Genomic DNA, 15,791 nt, shown 5'->3' with positions numbered 1-15,791 from the left:
AAATATACTGGATTTTTTTAATTTGCTACATCGCTGATGAATTTTATCCTCAGCATTCTCACCTCCTCATCAGAAAGCTCATCTCCGAATTCATCGAGAAGCACTTTCATGCTGTCACTTTCAGATTCGGTCATGAATTCCATGAAGCCGTCTACAATATCTTCATCGAAATTATCTTCAATATAATAGTCGATATTCAGCTTGGTCCCCTGATAAACGATACTTTCCATTTCTTTTAAAAGTTCATTCATGGAAAGGTTTTTGGCTCTTGCAATGTCTTCGAGGTCTATTTTTTTATCGGTACTCTGGATAATGAAAACTTTATGGCTGGATTTGTTTGCCACCTGTTTCAAAACCATATCCTGCGTACGTTCGATATTATTTTCTTCAACGTAAGCTTTAATAAAGTCTGCGAATTCTTTACCATACTTTTTGGCTTTTCCTTCTCCTACCCCATAGATCTTAGCAATTTCTTCCAGTGAAATAGGATACTGAACAGTCATATCTTCCAGACTTGGATCCATGAAAACCGTGTAAGGCGGAATTCCATGTTTTTTGGCTACTTTTTTTCTCAGATCTTTTAACTGCCCGAAGAGATTCTGATCCAAACCTGTGCTGGCCTGCATCTGTACCTGCTCGCTCTCTGCTTTGGTCTGGGAAAGATCAAATTCCCTGTCTTCTGCAATTAAGAATGGTTCTTTAGATTGTTTTTCTAAGAAGTTTCTTGCCTTATCAGACATTTTCAAAACACCGTAGGTTTCAATATCTTTCTGCAGAAAACCCTGAACAGTAGCCTGCCTCAAAATAGTTTTCCAGTAGTTGTCTTTTTCCTCTTTTCCAAAACCGAAATGAGAAGTCTGCTCTAATTTATATGATTTTGTCACTGCATTTTCTTTTCCGACAATCACTGAGATCAGATCTTTAGACTTGAATTTTTCTCCGGTATCTTTAATAAGTGTCAAAACCTTTTTCAGATCCGATGTTGCTTCTTTTAATTTTGGAGGGTTAGAAGAGTTGTCACACATATTGGCTCCATCTCCTTTTACGGGGTCAAAGTTCTCACCGAAATAATAAAGAATATACTGTCTTCTGCTCATTGAGGTTTCAGCATAGCCCACCACCTCATTTAAAAGCTGTAATCCGATTTCTCTTTCGGAAACAGGTTTCTGAGCGAGGAATTTCTCCAGTTTTTCAATATCCTTAGGGTCATAAAATGCCAGACAATGACCTTCGCCACCGTCTCGTCCTGCCCTTCCTGTTTCCTGATAATAGCTTTCCAGGGATTTAGGAAAATCATAGTGGATCACGAAACGTACATCCGGCTTGTCGATCCCCATTCCAAAGGCTATTGTAGCTACAATAACATCTACTTCTTCCATTAGAAATTTATCCTGATTGGCTACCCTCACTTTCTGGTCCAGGCCGGCATGGTATGGAAGCGCATTGATCCCGTTTACCTGCAGCAGCTGGGCAAATTCTTCCACTTTTCTTCTGCTTAAGCAGTAAACAATGCCCGATTTCCCTTTATGTTGATTGATAAATCTTACGATCTCCTTATCTACATTGACTTTAGGACGTACTTCATAATAAAGATTCGGACGGTTGAAACTTTCTTTAAAAACCAACGCGTCACTCATTCCTAAAGTTTTCTGGATGTCATCCTGAACTTTTGGCGTTGCGGTAGCTGTTAAAGCGATCACCGGAACCTCCGCAATCCTGTCAATAATCGATTTCAGATTTCTGTATTCGGGTCTGAAATCATGTCCCCATTCTGAAATACAGTGCGCTTCATCAATAGCCACGAAAGAAATCTTAACTTCTTTAAGGAAATCCAGATAATCATCTTTGATCAACGATTCCGGAGCGACATACAAAAGCTTGGTCTTGCCTCCTTTGATGTCGTCAAAAACCTGTTTGGTCTGTGTCTTATTTAATGATGAATTTAAAACGTGCGCTACTCCGTCATCAGATGAAAGACCGTTGACCGCATCTACCTGATTCTTCATTAACGCTATTAAGGGCGAAACTACTATTGCCGTACCTTCTGAAATAAGTGCCGGAAGTTGATAGCATAATGATTTACCACCTCCTGTCGGCATTAAGACAAATATATCCTTCCCACTGAGTAGGTTTTCAATAATTTGTTCCTGCTGGCCTTTAAATGTAGAAAACCCGAAATACTTTTTCAATTCGCCTGATAAATTGGCTTTTTTTGCGTTCATCTAATTTTCTATTGCTAAATTTGCATCCAACCCAAAGTTATAAAAATTCTGCTTAAAATAAAAGCGAACGAATTTATAAAAAATAAAACTTATATTAAATATTCTTTTTTAAATATAACGTTTTTTAATGGATTTTTTGTATGCTTTAAAATTATAAAATGGAAAGAACCGACATTATTTCAATTGCCAAAAGCACTTTAGAGATAGAAATTTCAGAACTTGAAAAATTAAAGAACAGAATCAATGAAGATTTTGCCAGAGCAGTAGAGATTATTCATTCGGCAAAAGGGAAATTAATTGTTGTGGGGATCGGAAAATCTGCCCACGTAGGCAATAAAATTGTGGCTACTTTAAATTCTACAGGCACTCCGTCACAATTCCTTCACGCTTCTGAGGCCATCCATGGAGATCTTGGGGTAATCCAGAAACAGGATGTGGTTTTATGCATCTCTAATTCCGGAAATTCCCCTGAAATAGCAAACCTTGTTCCTTATTTAAGAGATTATTCTTCTGCCCTGATCGGGATGACAGGAAATAGAAGCAGTAAACTTGCTGAGTTCTCTGAAATTGTTCTGGACACCCATGTAGACGTGGAAGCCTGTCCTAATAAACTGGCACCCACAAGCTCCACAACGATCCAGATGGCACTTGGTGATGCTATGGCTGTTGCTTTGATGGAGCTGAATGATTTCAGAGAGAATGATTTTGCCAAATTTCATCCGGGAGGAAGCTTAGGAAAGAACCTGGTTTCAAAAGTAGATCAGTTCCTATCCCCTCAGAAGCCTCAGGTTGAAGAAAATGCTCCGGTAAGAGATGTTATTATTTCAATCAGTGCATCAAGCCATGGAATCACAGTAGTAACACGTAACGAAAAAATCATTGGAGTGATCACCGACGGGGATTTGAGAAGAATGCTGATGAAAGGTGATGATATCAGCAAGATCCAGGCAAAAGATATCATGTCTGCCAACCCTAAAACCATTGAAAGGGATACTCTCGCTAAAGAGGCTATGAAAATCCTGAAAGAAAACAATATCGGCCAGCTCATCGTTACAGAAAACGGAAAATACTTCGGAATCATTGATCTTCATACATTGCTTGATGAAGGGATCAATTAATTCTGTTTAAAATCATTTTTCATTGACCACAATACATCATCAGACGGTATCTATAAAAATACCGTCTGTTTTTTTCAGAAAACCAAATGTGAAGGTATTTCCCTTATAAACTTCAGCAAAATCACGCTCAATAATTCTAAATACTGATTATTATTTCATAATTTCGCAGACTTGAACGGCTTACTTTTTACAGGTTTGCTATTTTAGAGAGACTTTAGTATATGGACGAAAAAAAAGAAATGTCCTTTTTGGGACATATTGGAGAATTAAGAGGCCACCTTGTCCGCTCAATTATTGCTATTATAATTGTTGCTGTGGCTGTAGGATTCAATATCAACTGGATCATGGATCATATCTTTTTTGGTCCGACCCGAAATGATTTTCCAACTTTCAGGGTAGTCAACCATTTTTCAAGAATGCTTTTAGGGGAAGACAGTATTCATCTTCCAAAAGATTTTCCGGTTCGTGTACAGCGGCTTTATCAACAGTTCAATGTCATGATGGCTGTTTCTGTTTTCGGAGGTCTGATAGGTGCTTTTCCTTATATTGTTTGGGAATTATGGAGGTTTATCGGTCCTGCTCTTCATCCTAAGGAGAGAAAGAATTCTATCTTTATTATCAATGCGGTGTGGATCCTGTTTATGACAGGGGTTTTATGCGGTTACTTCCTGATTCTTCCATTCGCTGTGAATTTCGGGGTTATTTTTAAGATTTCCGATATCATCATTCCTCTTTATGACTTAAGTGATTATACCACTTTATTTCTACAGGTAATTTTAGGTATGGGAGTTATTTTCCTGTTCCCTATTCTTATCTATTTCCTTACCAGCATAGGAATTCTTACCCCTATGTTTATGAAGACCTATCGCCGCCATGCTATTGTTCTGATCATGGTTGTTGCTGCGATCATTACCCCTGCTGACGTTTTAAGTATGCTGATGGCTGCTTTTCCACTGCTTATTCTGTATGAATTCAGTATCATTATGTGTTCTTTTACCTACAAAAAAGTTCAGAAAAATGCTGGAAATCTTCCGACAGTACAGAAGTAGTACAGCTCAAGCTAGTTATTGCCGGTTTATCATTGAAACTTTATAGTTTATCATATCACAGCCCGGTTTTAGCCGGGCTTTTTTATACATTACTTTCCATAATCACTGTTCTGTTCTTCAGTTTATTTGTGTATTTCATTTTATATTTTTCTATTGTACAGTCCATAGTGCCATTAATTTTTCTATTTTTGATAGAATTTAATTTGATTTTAAATGAAAAAGCTGACGTATACACTTTTATTTGCTTCGGGACTTGTTTTCGGACAGTTCTTCGAAAAAGATAAGGTTTTCACAAAACAGGATACACTAAAAGGCTCTGATACTCAATTCAGGAATTTCTGGGATGTCAAAAAATATGATCTTTCTGTAGAGCCGGATTTTGCAGAGAAAAGCATTAAAGGATATAATAAAATCAGCTTTGAGATTACTAAAGATGTTACTGATCCTGTTTTCCAGATCGATTTGCAGAAGCCGATGAAAGCGGATAAAGTGGAAGGTAATTTTCCGATTGTCAACTATAAACAGGATGATGATTTTATTTTCATCACAGCCAAAAAGAAATTCAAAAAAGGTGAAAAATATACAATTAATGTAACCTATTCCGGAAAACCCACGATTGCAAAAAATGCGCCCTGGGACGGAGGCTGGGTCTTCACCAAAGATGAAAAAGGAAACCCTTGGATGAGCGTTGCCGATGAAGGAATCGGAGCATCCATATGGCTTCCGACAAAGGATATCTGGAGTGATGAACCGGAAAACGGTATTGTTATGAAGATCATTACCCCTACCGACCTTGTAGGAGTAGGAAACGGAAGACTTACTGACAAAAAAACGGAAGGAGGCAAAACAGCTTATACGTGGGAGGTGAAAAATCCGATCAATGCTTATTCTATCATTCCGAATATTGGTAAATATGTCAATTTTAAAGATACGTTTGATGGTGAAAAAGGAAAGCTTGACCTGGATTACTGGGTATTAGATTACAACCTTGAAAAAGCAAAAAAACAGTTCCAGCAGGTAAAGCCTATGCTTTCTGCATTTGAATACTGGTTCGGGCCATATCCTTTCTACGAGGATTCTTACAAACTGGTTGATTCTCCTTATCTGGGTATGGAGCATCAGAGCAATGTAGCTTATGGAAACAACTATCAAAACGGTTACAGAGGTAGAGACCTTTCCGGAACAGGCGTAGGTCTTAAATGGGATTATATCATCATCCATGAAAGTGGTCACGAATGGTTTGCCAATAATATTACGGCAAAGGACCAGGCAGATATGTGGATCCATGAGAGTTTCACCATGTATTCCGAAGTTCTTTTCGTAGAAAAATATATGGATAAAAAATCGGCCGACATATATGCCATAGGCGTCCGTAACAACATAGAGAATGATATTCCCATTATCGGAAAGTATGGCGTGAGAAATGAAGGAAGCGGCGATATGTATCCGAAAGGAGCCAATATGCTTCATACTATACGGCAGGTGATCAATAATGATGAAAAATTCAGACAGATCCTAAGAGGTATAGGCAAAGATTTCTATCACCAGACGGTTACTACAAAACAGATTGAAGATTATATATCTTCTAAATCAGGAATTGACCTGTCGAGTATCTTCAATCAATATTTAAGAACAGTAAAAATTCCTACTCTTGAATATTCGCAAAACGGAGAATCATTAAAATTCCGGTACAAAGATGTGGTTAAGGATCTTAAACTTCCTTTAATTATTAACGGTGACCAGACCATCAATCCTACCGAAAACTGGCAAACAGTAAAGCTTAAAAAGACTACCCCGGTAGAATTTAACAAAAACTATTATATCCATTATAATCAGGTTCAGTAAATGAAACAAAGATCAAAAGGCAAAATCGTTACAGTACGGTTTGCCTTTTTTTATTTCAGTTATGGAGTTTTTGCAGATTTCTAAGTCTGTAAAGTTCTTTTAAAATTTTAAGAAAAGTTTAATACTGCATTCCGTAACAAAGTGATCAAAAAAACTACTATTTAACTATAAAATTTAAACATAATGAGAAAAACAGCAATCAGTCTGGGGCTCTTCGCCACTTTTTGGGCCAATGCCCAATCTATAAAAACAACGATTGATCTTGTGAATGTAAAAGACGACAAGGTAGCCGTTACCATGGAGTTTCCGAAAATGAAATCCGGAGACATCAAGTTTCATTTCCCGAAAACCGTTCCCGGTACGTATTCTGTAGATGATTACGGCAGATTTGTAGAAGGAATCAAATTTTATGATAACAAAGGACGGGAATTGACATATACCAAAGTTAATGACAATACCTATTCGCTAAAAAATGCGAAGGCATTAAGCAAAATAACCTATCTGGTTAATGACAGCTTTGATGATGAAATGGACAATTCAAAGCATAAGGCTGTGTTTTCTCCGTCGGGAACTGATATCGAGGAAGGAAAAATATACATGATCAATACCCATGGCTTCATTGGGTATATCGACAATATGCAGGATGTTCCGTATCAGCTGGTCGTTCAGAAACCTGCTGGCTTCTATGGAACGACAGCTCTGGTGGATCAGGATAAATCTGATGCCACAGATACGTTTACACTGGCCAATTATGCCAAAGTAACCGATTCTCCGCTGATGTATACCAAGCCGGATTATATCACCTTCAATGCAGGAGGAATGGATCTGGTACTGGGCGTTTATTCTCCTACCGGAAAGTACAAAGCGGCAGACTTTAAGGATAACCTTGAAAAAATGGTACTGGCTCAGAAGAAATTCCTGGGCGACATGAATACCAATAAAAAATATGCGATCATGCTTTACCTTTCAGGAGGTGACGGACCGCAGATCAAAGGTTTCGGGGCATTGGAGCACCATGAATCAACCAGTGTTGTACTTCCTGAAATGATGCCTAAAGAAGCTATTGATAAAACGATTACCGATGTCGTTTCCCATGAATTTTTCCATACTGTGAATCCTTTGAAAACACATTCTGAAGAGATCCATTATTTTGATTATGCTGATCCTAAAATGTCCCAGCATTTATGGATGTATGAAGGCGGAACAGAATATTTTGCCAATCTTTTCCAGATCCAGGAAGGGCTGATCAATAAGGATGAGTTTCTTCATAGAATCAATGAGAAAATTACCAATTCAAAGAATTATGACGATACGATGCCATTTACGGTCATGAGTAAAAATGTTCTGAAGGATGAATATAAAGATCAGTACAGAAACGTTTATGAAAAGGGGGCATTGCTGACCATGTGTCTTGATATTGAGCTGAGAAAACTGTCTAACGGAGAAATGGGTTATCGTGATATGATCAGAAAACTGTCCCAGAGATTCGGAGAAAACAAACCTTTCAAGGATGACAAACTGATCGATGAACTGGTAACAGTAACTGGTTATCCACAGGTAAAGGATTTCTACAATAAATATATCGCAGGAAACCAGCCAACACCTTATATCGAATATCTGAACATGGTAGGCGTAGAAGCCAAAAAGCAAGATACACCTCCCCTTTTCTGGTTCATCAAAGATCCAAATCAAACGGGATATAATGATAAAAACAACACTTTTGTATTTGATGAAAGCTCTGCATTATCTCCTTTTGCAAAGAGTGTAGGATTTAAAATCACGGACGAAATTGTTGCTCTGGATGGAAAAACAATTGATATTCAGAAGATGCAGGAGTTTATAGGTTATACCAAAACAATTAAGGAAGGACAGGATGTTACTGTTACTATTCTCAGAAAAAACGGTAGCAAAACCGATAAGATGGATCTTAAAGGGAAAGCTATTTTAGATAAAATGACAATAGAAACATTGCAGTATAAGGCCAATCCAACTCCGGCAGAACAGAAGCTGCAGAATCAGTGGCTGACCGGAAAAAAGTAATTGAAATTTTAAATTTACAGGTAATAAAAAAGCGGGAAGATTTCCCGCTTTTTCTGTATTTCTATTGAGCACTTTGCTTATGCAAAAGTTCAAGAGTATGTTTTACATGCTCATTACCTTTCCATTCATCATGTCCAGGAATTACCTTGGCACTGGAAGGATATTTAGCCTGCAGGTTTTTCATTGTCAATGGCCATTGCTGTACATTGGCCTCTCCGGTGTAGCCTAGATCTGTTGCAGCGCTGCTTTTTACCAGGCAGCCTCCATCCAGAACATTATATTTTGGAAACCAAACCACTACATTATCTGCCGTGTGACCTTCTCCCAGGAAATCTACAATAAATTCTTCTCCTCCTATTTTATATTTTTGCCCGGTTTTTATTAAATTATTTGAAGTTGCTTTGCCTTCTTTTTTCAATAATTCGTTGGTTTTAGCAGTAGCATAAGTTTTGATTCCTTTATTATTGTAAAAGCTCAGGTCTCCTGCCCTGTCAGAATGTGAATGCGTTGCAAATACAGCAATTACCGGTAGGTTATGACGCTTTTTTATGGTATCCATAAGGCTCTGATACTGCGTTTTCTGCCACGGAACATCAAAAAGGACAACTCCTTTTTTCGTGATCAGATAAAGTGCGTTGGTTGAATATTCTTTACCGCCAAAAACCCCGAATGTCTTATACAGATAGAGATTTGAGCTTAGAGGTGGTTCAATAACAAAATCGCGTACCTGAGCATAAAAAAAATTAGCCAGGAATAAAGACAACACTGTAAAAGCTTTAACACTTTTCTTCATAATTTTTATAGTATTAAATTGATTAAATTAATGGGACAGAATAACTGGAATATTTTGTGTTTTTAAGAGAAACAAAGGTATCCATAATTTGTATAAATAATTCACATCAGAAGCGATTTAACTTTTTTTAATACTAAAAAACCGGTGCACAGGTGGGAGATCATACCCTAGAATTAAGGTAAATCGTTATCTTACAGTAAAAATTTTAAAACAAAAGTTCAAAGAAGCTCATCGTAAAACAGATGATGAACTAGAGTATCCCGACAGGGAGAATATTTTAAGATTTCCCGATTGTTATTCTGAATGTGGTTCCTTTTCCGACTTCAGTTTGGGAGATTTTAATATCTCCGTTATGATATTCGTGAATAACCCTTTTAGCCAGAGAAAGCCCCAGCCCCCAGCCTCGTTTCTTAGTTGAATAACCGGGTTTAAAAGCATTTCTTGCCTGCTGTTTTGTCATTCCGCTTCCGGAATCTTTAACTTCGATCAGGATATTTTTGTTTCTTTCAAAAACGTACATATCTAATGTTCCTTCTCCTTTCATGGCATCCACTGCATTTTTCACCAAGTTTTCTATGACCCAGCTCATTAAGATCTTGTTGTGGGGAACGAGAATGGTATAGGTAGGAAGATGCAAGCTGAAACTTATTTTTTTTGAGATCCGTGTTTTAAGGTAATTATAATTCTCTATGATGGTCTCATTGAAATTCATGTCGTTCAGCTCGGGAACAGAACCTATTTTAGAAAAGCGCTCGGAAATAGTTCTCAGCCTTTCAATATCTTTTTCAATCTCGTAAACACCTTCAGACTCCGGATTATCCAGTTTCATAATCTCCATCCAGCCTATCATGGATGATAAAGGCGTTCCGATCTGATGGGCTGTTTCTTTGGCAAGTCCGGCCCAAAGATAACCTTCATCTGTTTTTTTGATGGTTCGCAGGAACCAGAAAGAGAAAAGAAAATAGCTTAGAATAAAAAAACCTAATATAAAAGGGGAATACCTTAAATCGTTGAGCAGTCTGGAGTTGTCATAATAAACAAACTGATTATTGCCGTCAGGCACCTTAATTTCAATCGGAGGATAACTTTTTGCCATTTTTTTGGCCAGCAGGGTTACCTGAGCCTGATCATTTTCTATTTCCTTCGGAATATTTTTGTGAACCATAGGCCTGTCGTCCCTGTCCAATACAATCATTGGAATCGTGTTATTGGAGCTGTATATTTTGAGAATCAATTCCTGAACTTCCAGGCTGGGAGTTACTTCCTGCTGGAATTTCAGTGCACTTACCAGAATATCCACCCGCTTGATTTCCTCTTTCCTGAGAAAATTAATAAGAATCGTTGAGGCAACAACAACAGTGACAACTACCAAAGTCATCAGTAAGAATATAATCCAGTTATTCAGTCTGGTAAGTATAGATTTCCTCAAGTTGCTTTTATTTTAAGACATTCAGAATTTTCTGCAGTTCTGTACTTCCGCTTCCCTGATAGTTATTGATAATGATTGAAAATACATATTTTTTACCGTCCTTGGACGTATGATATCCCGCAAAGGATTTGGTATCCCTCATGGTTCCGCTTTTCATTTTAATTCCGTCCTGAACCGGGAAGCCGTCATAATAAGCATCAAACCAAGGCTGTTTTTTTGCATACAGCAAAGCCTGTACTTCAGCTTTGGCAGCAACATAATTTTGCGGAGAAAGTCCACTTCCATCGGCAAAATTGATCATATTCGGATTAATCCCTTTAGATTTCCAGAATTCTTTTAAATAGGCAACTCCGTTCTTAAAACTGGAGTTCCCATTCTTTTCTTTTCCTAAGGTTTTAATTAAAGCTTCACCATAAAGATTGACACTTTTCCGGAGAAACCAATAAATTATTTTATCCAAAGTTGGAGACTGGTAGGTAAGAATTACATTCTTTGGAGCTCCCGGTATCACTTTCCCTTCCAGTTCGAGTTGTGAGCTGGTGGTGACTTTTCCGGTGAGTTCAATACCTGACTCTTTAAGCCATTGCTGTAATTCTTTTCCCAGCTGCAGCGGAGGATTGGGTACAGCTCCGGAAACCGTGACTGTTTTTCCTGCTGGAAGTGTACCGTTGATTAATGCGACTTCAGAATGTGGTGCAGTAAAAATAAGACTCTGATCAGAACTGCCGCCAGCCTTCAGATCGTTCAGCCATTTTACATTTTCAAGTGGATAGGAAAAGCCTTTAAACTCTGTCCCGGTAATATTGATATCAAACTGGTTTTCCCTCCAGTTGATTCCCCAGACTCCTGCTCCGTAATAGTTGCCGAGGTCATCCCAAGGCCATCCTCCAGGAACCGTCTGGTGGTCAAAATAAGAATCATCAATCACCAGATTGCCGGATATTTTTTCAATTCCTGAGCTTTTAAGGGTTTTAATCAGTTCCTTTTTAAAGCTTTCAGGCTTGTAAGCTTCATACCTCCAGCTTCCCAGAGTAGGGTCGCCGTTTGAACTGATAATGAAATCCCCGTTCAGAATTCCCGCGGACAGGCTCCCGGAATAACCTGCTGTTGTTTTATAGGTATAATTATTTCCCAATGTTTCAAGAGCCGCGCCCGCAGTGAAAATTTTCTGCGTAGAAGCTGTTGACAGGCCTTTATTGCCCTGATATTCATAAATAAATGTCCCGTTTTCATCTGTCACATAAAATGATAAACTGGATGAAACAGCTCCCGAAGAATCCATAAGATCTTTGGTAGCTTTATCCAGCTTCTGCGCGATATTCTGGGCAGATAGTACCTGAACCGACAGTATAAGAACTGCAAGTGTTTTCTTCATTGCAAGGCTTTTATAAATCTAAACTTATAGTCACACTTCCTGAACATAATTCACGAAGCATCATTATTCAATTTCCGATCAAATATAATAAAAATAAGAGCTTGTTTTGATGACTTAAAGGATACTTCCCGCCTCTATTTCGTAAGGTTCCTTATCTTTCTCAAAGATTCTTGTCATTTCACTACCTTCTACAGTGATTTTATCTCCAGTTCTTCTGATCCAATTTCCTTCACGAAGCCCGATTACTTTCGTATCATTTTGGGTCAGGAATTCTCTGATTCTGGTTTCCCTCGTTTCTCCGTTATGCTTTAAATCAGGATTCGGGTCCAGATAATGCGGATTGAGATTGAACGGAACAAGTCCCATACAGTCGAAACTTGGCGGATAAACAATAGGCATGTCATTTGTCGTTTTCATATTCTGGCCTCCGATATTGCTCCCGGCACTGCATCCCAGGTAAGCTTTCCCTGATTCGACATTTTTCTTCAAAACAGACATCAGGCCTTCTTCATGCAATGTTTTTACCAGTAAGAAAGTGTTCCCTCCGCCTGTAAAATATCCCTGAGCATTATTCAAAGCTTCTGTTTTATTTTCAAATTCGTGAATACCTTTTACTTTAATGTTGATGCTTTCAAAGAAAGAACGTGCTTTTGCCGTATAATCGTCATGGGAAATTCCGCCGGGCCTTGCGAAAGGAATGAAAATGATTTCATCAACTCCTTTATATAGTTTAATTAATTCTTCTCTTAAGTATTCTAAATATTCTCCTCCAAAAATTGTGGAAGTAGACGCTAATATGATATTCATACAGGGAAAATTATATTGATTATTAAAAACGGTTAAATTACAAAGATAAACTCAATCCCTGACGAATCAAAAATTAAGCTAAAAAAAACATTTTATCCGTTAATATTCTCTAAAAAAACTTAAAGGCTCTAAAATTTAAGTTTTTCTGGAATTATTATTGAATTTTAGAATTCAATTTTAAAAAATGTAAGATTATGAAAATGACTAAAATTAATATCAAAAATTTGTTTTTAGGTTTAATACTTGCCGGAACTGCAAGCCTTGTCAATGCACAAACTACTAAAACGGACAGTGCAAATAATACAGCAAATACAGCTGCTACAGCGCAAACAGGAAGCAATTCAACTATTGACGGTCTTAAAAAACAGATTGAAGCCAATCCAAAAGATACAGAAGCGCTTTCAAAGTTGGCAACAGCTTATCAGGAGGCTTCAGATTGGACTAATGCAGTTGAAACATGGAAAAAAATATCTGTTTTGCTACCGGACTGGGCTCCGTCTTATTACAGCCAGGCCTATGCCTATCAGTCTGCAAAAGATGATGCCAATGCCAAAATTGCTTATGAAAAGTATATTGCCACTGTAAAACCTGAGGAAGTAGAGCAAAATAAGAAAAATCTGGCTTATGCTTATTTTTATCTTGCTTTTACAGAACAGAAAAGTGACCCTAACAAAGCAAAAGAACATATTGCTAAATCTCTAGAATATGATCCTACCAATCAGGACGCACTAAAGCTTAGCAAAGTTTTAAATTCATAATAAAAAAATAAAATCCGGAAAATAATTTCCGGATTTTATTTTTCCCAATTGGTTTTAATTCTCGACAGTTTTTTATTTAATCAATTTTTTTACCGAAGAAATCCGTTTCTCCATGGAGATGCCGGATGATTTTTTCAATATTCCTTTCGATACCGGTATTGGTTTTAAGATTGTTGATATACCGGATCAGTTCGTGTTTCCTGGACGGAATCAGGTTTTCAAAATTACGGGTTGCTACAGCACTTGCTTTAATAGCAGCCTCCAGTTTGGGATGAATAGAAATTGTCCGGTCTGAATCATCAAATTCAATAGATACCTCAATTATTTCTCCTATTCTTTTGGGGGAGTTTTTAAGCATTAAAAGATTCACATACAGCCTCCACTCACCCAGATATTTCATCAGGTTTTGTCTGAATTCTTTTCCGTTTATGGTCCCTTTTACAGGAACAGGGCTTTTATCCTTTCCTGCTGCCCTGAAAATTTCACTTAAGATCTCTTCAGGAACAAAAACAAAAGGATTGATACCGATAATTTCCAGTACGGCTGTAAAACTGCTGTTCTTCATGTTTAACAAAGATAATATTTTATGATAAATGAATTGTGGAATATGTGATACGAGGTTGTGAAATTCGGGTTACAGCTTATACATTATGAGTTACAAACATTCCTTAATCTTTCTACCCTAACTTCTAACTTCTACCAAAATTAAAATTTTCCACTCACAAAGGGAATCATTATCTTTGCAGGAATAAATCTATCAAACGAAATGAAATTTTTTATTGACACAGCCAATTTAGAGCAGATCAAAGAAGCAAGAGACCTTGGAATTTTAGATGGGGTAACTACCAATCCTTCCTTAATGGCCAAAGAAGGAATTCAGGGGAACGAAGCGATCAAAAATCATTACAAAACGATCTGTGAACTTGTAGACGGAGATATTTCTGCGGAAGTATTGTCTACTACGTATGAAGAAATGATCAAAGAAGGTGATGAATTGGCTGCCATTCACCCGAATATTGTGGTAAAGATTCCGATGATTAAAGACGGAATTAAAGCTTTAAAATACTTTTCTGATAAAGGAATCAAAACAAACTGTACGCTTATTTTCTCTGCAGGGCAGGCACTTTTGGCAGCTAAAGCAGGAGCTACTTATGTTTCTCCTTTCCTGGGAAGATTAGATGATATCTCTACTGACGGATTAAACCTTATCCAGGAAATCAGATTAATTTTTGACAACTATATGTATGAGACTGAAATTCTGGCAGCATCTATCCGTCACTCTATGCACATTATCGACTGTGCTAAAATAGGGGCAGATGTGATTACATCTCCACTTCCTCCGATCTTGAGCTTGTTGAAGCATCCTTTAACAGACAGCGGATTGGCTCAGTTTGTAGCAGATTCTCAAAAATTAGCTTAATTATTGAAAAGCTATTCAGATATAAAATCCCGGAACTTTTTCGTTCCGGGATTTTCTTTTATTTCAACAGATCAAGTTCCAGAATATTATTTTCCTTTTTAATTTGATTAATCAATTGCGTTTCTCTATCATTTCTCTTCGCATTAGAAGTTTTTACCAATTTTCCCGAATCATCAATTTCCAAAACATCACGGCTTTGTGCCTGCATCAGCTTTTCACTTTTCATTGGATCTTTACAGTAGTCTTTAAAAGCTTGTTTATATTTTGTTTCATTCAATTTAATAAGGGGGTCAAAACCATGCTTATTCTCTCTGGAACTCTTCCATTCATATCCTTCCGGAAGCTTTTTAATTCCCTTTAGTTCGAATGAATGCGTCTGGCTGGAATCCTCTAATTTTACAATTAGTCCGGGAAGCCCATAGAATTTATAGGGTCCGTCCTGAATGAGCACCTCTGTGGTAAACCATGCAATCCATTTTCTGCCAACAAATTCGCAAACAGCTTTTTGAGCAGCCAGTTCTCCGATCTTTGCTTTGTCAGGAAGAATTTTCCATTTTTGCTTTCTTCCCTCCTCTACCATATACATATCAATCCCCAGAGAATTGAAAAAATTTACCGAATAATCAGGATATGACTTTTCAACACTATAACGAATTTTACCTTTGAACTTAATTTTTGAAAGATCCGTTTCTATTCCACGCTTAACATGTATATCCATAGCAGCTGCCCAGGTAGAATCTGATTCAGAGACATCTTTACTATAAAACTTAGATCCTTTCGGAATAACATCCAGAAACATTATTTCAGTCTCCTGGACATCTCTTGCTGTAGAATCAATGCTAAACCTATACTCATAAATGAATCTTTGACTCTGAGCACCGACTGAAAGGGTTAATAGGAGAATGAATAAGGTGATTACTTTTTTCATGATAATG

At 37.5% G+C, this 15,791-nt stretch carries 13 protein-coding genes; 6 read left to right on the top strand and 7 right to left on the bottom strand.

What is annotated here, in order from left to right:
- Positions 1-17 precede the first annotated feature (17 nt).
- The gene (gene recQ, locus J2T03_RS01805; protein ID WP_307209105.1) at positions 18-2,222 is read right to left on the bottom strand and encodes a DNA helicase RecQ; all 2,205 of its coding nucleotides are present in this window, start codon (positions 2,220-2,222) and stop codon (positions 18-20) included.
- A gap of 158 nt (positions 2,223-2,380) precedes the next feature.
- On the opposite strand from recQ, the gene J2T03_RS01800 reads away from it, so the two are divergent.
- From J2T03_RS01800 to J2T03_RS01785, 4 genes are all read left to right on the top strand, one after another.
- The gene (locus J2T03_RS01800; RefSeq protein ID WP_307209103.1) at positions 2,381-3,340 is read left to right on the top strand and encodes a KpsF/GutQ family sugar-phosphate isomerase; all 960 of its coding nucleotides are present in this window, start codon (positions 2,381-2,383) and stop codon (positions 3,338-3,340) included.
- A gap of 221 nt (positions 3,341-3,561) precedes the next feature.
- Positions 3,562-4,389, top strand: a complete 828-nt coding sequence (gene tatC / locus J2T03_RS01795; protein WP_307209102.1) for a twin-arginine translocase subunit TatC — start codon at positions 3,562-3,564, stop codon at positions 4,387-4,389.
- A gap of 213 nt (positions 4,390-4,602) precedes the next feature.
- On the top strand, positions 4,603-6,234 hold the full coding sequence (locus J2T03_RS01790; RefSeq protein ID WP_307209101.1) for a M1 family metallopeptidase: 1,632 nt from the start codon (positions 4,603-4,605) through the stop codon (positions 6,232-6,234).
- Positions 6,235-6,417: 183 nt separating this feature from the next.
- Complete coding sequence (locus tag J2T03_RS01785; protein WP_307209099.1) at positions 6,418-8,274, top strand: M61 family metallopeptidase; 1,857 nt, start codon at positions 6,418-6,420, stop codon at positions 8,272-8,274.
- A 61-nt stretch (positions 8,275-8,335) separates the two neighbouring features.
- Here the strand turns inward: J2T03_RS01785 and blaIND are convergent, their stop codons facing one another.
- The 4 genes from blaIND to pepE form a co-directional block, all read right to left on the bottom strand.
- Positions 8,336-9,067, bottom strand: a complete 732-nt coding sequence (gene blaIND / locus J2T03_RS01780) for an IND family subclass B1 metallo-beta-lactamase (RefSeq protein WP_307209097.1) — start codon at positions 9,065-9,067, stop codon at positions 8,336-8,338.
- Positions 9,068-9,344: 277 nt separating this feature from the next.
- The gene (locus J2T03_RS01775) at positions 9,345-10,496 is read right to left on the bottom strand and encodes a sensor histidine kinase (protein WP_306843055.1); all 1,152 of its coding nucleotides are present in this window, start codon (positions 10,494-10,496) and stop codon (positions 9,345-9,347) included.
- Positions 10,497-10,503: 7 nt separating this feature from the next.
- Positions 10,504-11,871 (bottom strand): D-alanyl-D-alanine carboxypeptidase/D-alanyl-D-alanine endopeptidase, encoded by a 1,368-nt coding sequence (gene dacB / locus J2T03_RS01770; RefSeq protein WP_307209095.1) that lies wholly within the window; start codon positions 11,869-11,871, stop codon positions 10,504-10,506.
- A 114-nt stretch (positions 11,872-11,985) separates the two neighbouring features.
- Complete coding sequence (gene pepE / locus J2T03_RS01765; RefSeq protein WP_307209093.1) at positions 11,986-12,678, bottom strand: dipeptidase PepE; 693 nt, start codon at positions 12,676-12,678, stop codon at positions 11,986-11,988.
- Between the two features lie 194 nt (positions 12,679-12,872).
- On the opposite strand from pepE, the gene J2T03_RS01760 reads away from it, so the two are divergent.
- Positions 12,873-13,436 (top strand): tetratricopeptide repeat protein, encoded by a 564-nt coding sequence (locus tag J2T03_RS01760; RefSeq protein WP_306843058.1) that lies wholly within the window; start codon positions 12,873-12,875, stop codon positions 13,434-13,436.
- Between the two features lie 76 nt (positions 13,437-13,512).
- On the opposite strand, the gene J2T03_RS01755 is transcribed toward J2T03_RS01760, so the two are convergent.
- Positions 13,513-14,001: a YdeI/OmpD-associated family protein gene (locus J2T03_RS01755; protein ID WP_307209091.1), complete on the bottom strand. Its 489-nt coding sequence runs from the start codon at positions 13,999-14,001 to the stop codon at positions 13,513-13,515.
- A 201-nt stretch (positions 14,002-14,202) separates the two neighbouring features.
- On the opposite strand from J2T03_RS01755, the gene fsa reads away from it, so the two are divergent.
- Positions 14,203-14,856 (top strand): fructose-6-phosphate aldolase, encoded by a 654-nt coding sequence (fsa, locus tag J2T03_RS01750; RefSeq protein WP_307209089.1) that lies wholly within the window; start codon positions 14,203-14,205, stop codon positions 14,854-14,856.
- A 58-nt stretch (positions 14,857-14,914) separates the two neighbouring features.
- On the opposite strand, the gene J2T03_RS01745 is transcribed toward fsa, so the two are convergent.
- Positions 14,915-15,784 (bottom strand): GLPGLI family protein, encoded by an 870-nt coding sequence (locus J2T03_RS01745; RefSeq protein ID WP_307209087.1) that lies wholly within the window; start codon positions 15,782-15,784, stop codon positions 14,915-14,917.
- Between the last annotated feature and the right edge of the window lie 7 nt (positions 15,785-15,791).

The organism is Chryseobacterium lathyri, from assembly GCF_030812195.1.
In the GTDB taxonomy this organism is placed as follows: domain Bacteria; phylum Bacteroidota; class Bacteroidia; order Flavobacteriales; family Weeksellaceae; genus Chryseobacterium; species Chryseobacterium lathyri_A.
The sequence above is the reverse complement of the archived record's forward strand: the minus strand, read 5'-3'. Positions and strand labels throughout refer to the sequence as shown.

What these genes read in the sequence shown, in the direction of transcription:
- recQ (WP_307209105.1), bottom strand. Translation starts at nt 2,222, where the DNA reads ATGAACGCAAAAAAAGCCAATTTATCAGGCGAATTGAAAAAGTATTTC.
- J2T03_RS01800 (WP_307209103.1), top strand. Translation starts at nt 2,381, where the DNA reads ATGGAAAGAACCGACATTATTTCAATTGCCAAAAGCACTTTAGAGATA.
- tatC (WP_307209102.1), top strand. Translation starts at nt 3,562, where the DNA reads ATGGACGAAAAAAAAGAAATGTCCTTTTTGGGACATATTGGAGAATTA.
- J2T03_RS01790 (WP_307209101.1), top strand. Translation starts at nt 4,603, where the DNA reads ATGAAAAAGCTGACGTATACACTTTTATTTGCTTCGGGACTTGTTTTC.
- J2T03_RS01785 (WP_307209099.1), top strand. Translation starts at nt 6,418, where the DNA reads ATGAGAAAAACAGCAATCAGTCTGGGGCTCTTCGCCACTTTTTGGGCC.
- blaIND (WP_307209097.1), bottom strand. Translation starts at nt 9,067, where the DNA reads ATGAAGAAAAGTGTTAAAGCTTTTACAGTGTTGTCTTTATTCCTGGCT.
- dacB (WP_307209095.1), bottom strand. Translation starts at nt 11,871, where the DNA reads ATGAAGAAAACACTTGCAGTTCTTATACTGTCGGTTCAGGTACTATCT.
- pepE (WP_307209093.1), bottom strand. Translation starts at nt 12,678, where the DNA reads ATGAATATCATATTAGCGTCTACTTCCACAATTTTTGGAGGAGAATAT.
- J2T03_RS01760 (WP_306843058.1), top strand. Translation starts at nt 12,873, where the DNA reads ATGAAAATGACTAAAATTAATATCAAAAATTTGTTTTTAGGTTTAATA.
- J2T03_RS01755 (WP_307209091.1), bottom strand. Translation starts at nt 14,001, where the DNA reads ATGAAGAACAGCAGTTTTACAGCCGTACTGGAAATTATCGGTATCAAT.
- fsa (WP_307209089.1), top strand. Translation starts at nt 14,203, where the DNA reads ATGAAATTTTTTATTGACACAGCCAATTTAGAGCAGATCAAAGAAGCA.
- J2T03_RS01745 (WP_307209087.1), bottom strand. Translation starts at nt 15,784, where the DNA reads ATGAAAAAAGTAATCACCTTATTCATTCTCCTATTAACCCTTTCAGTC.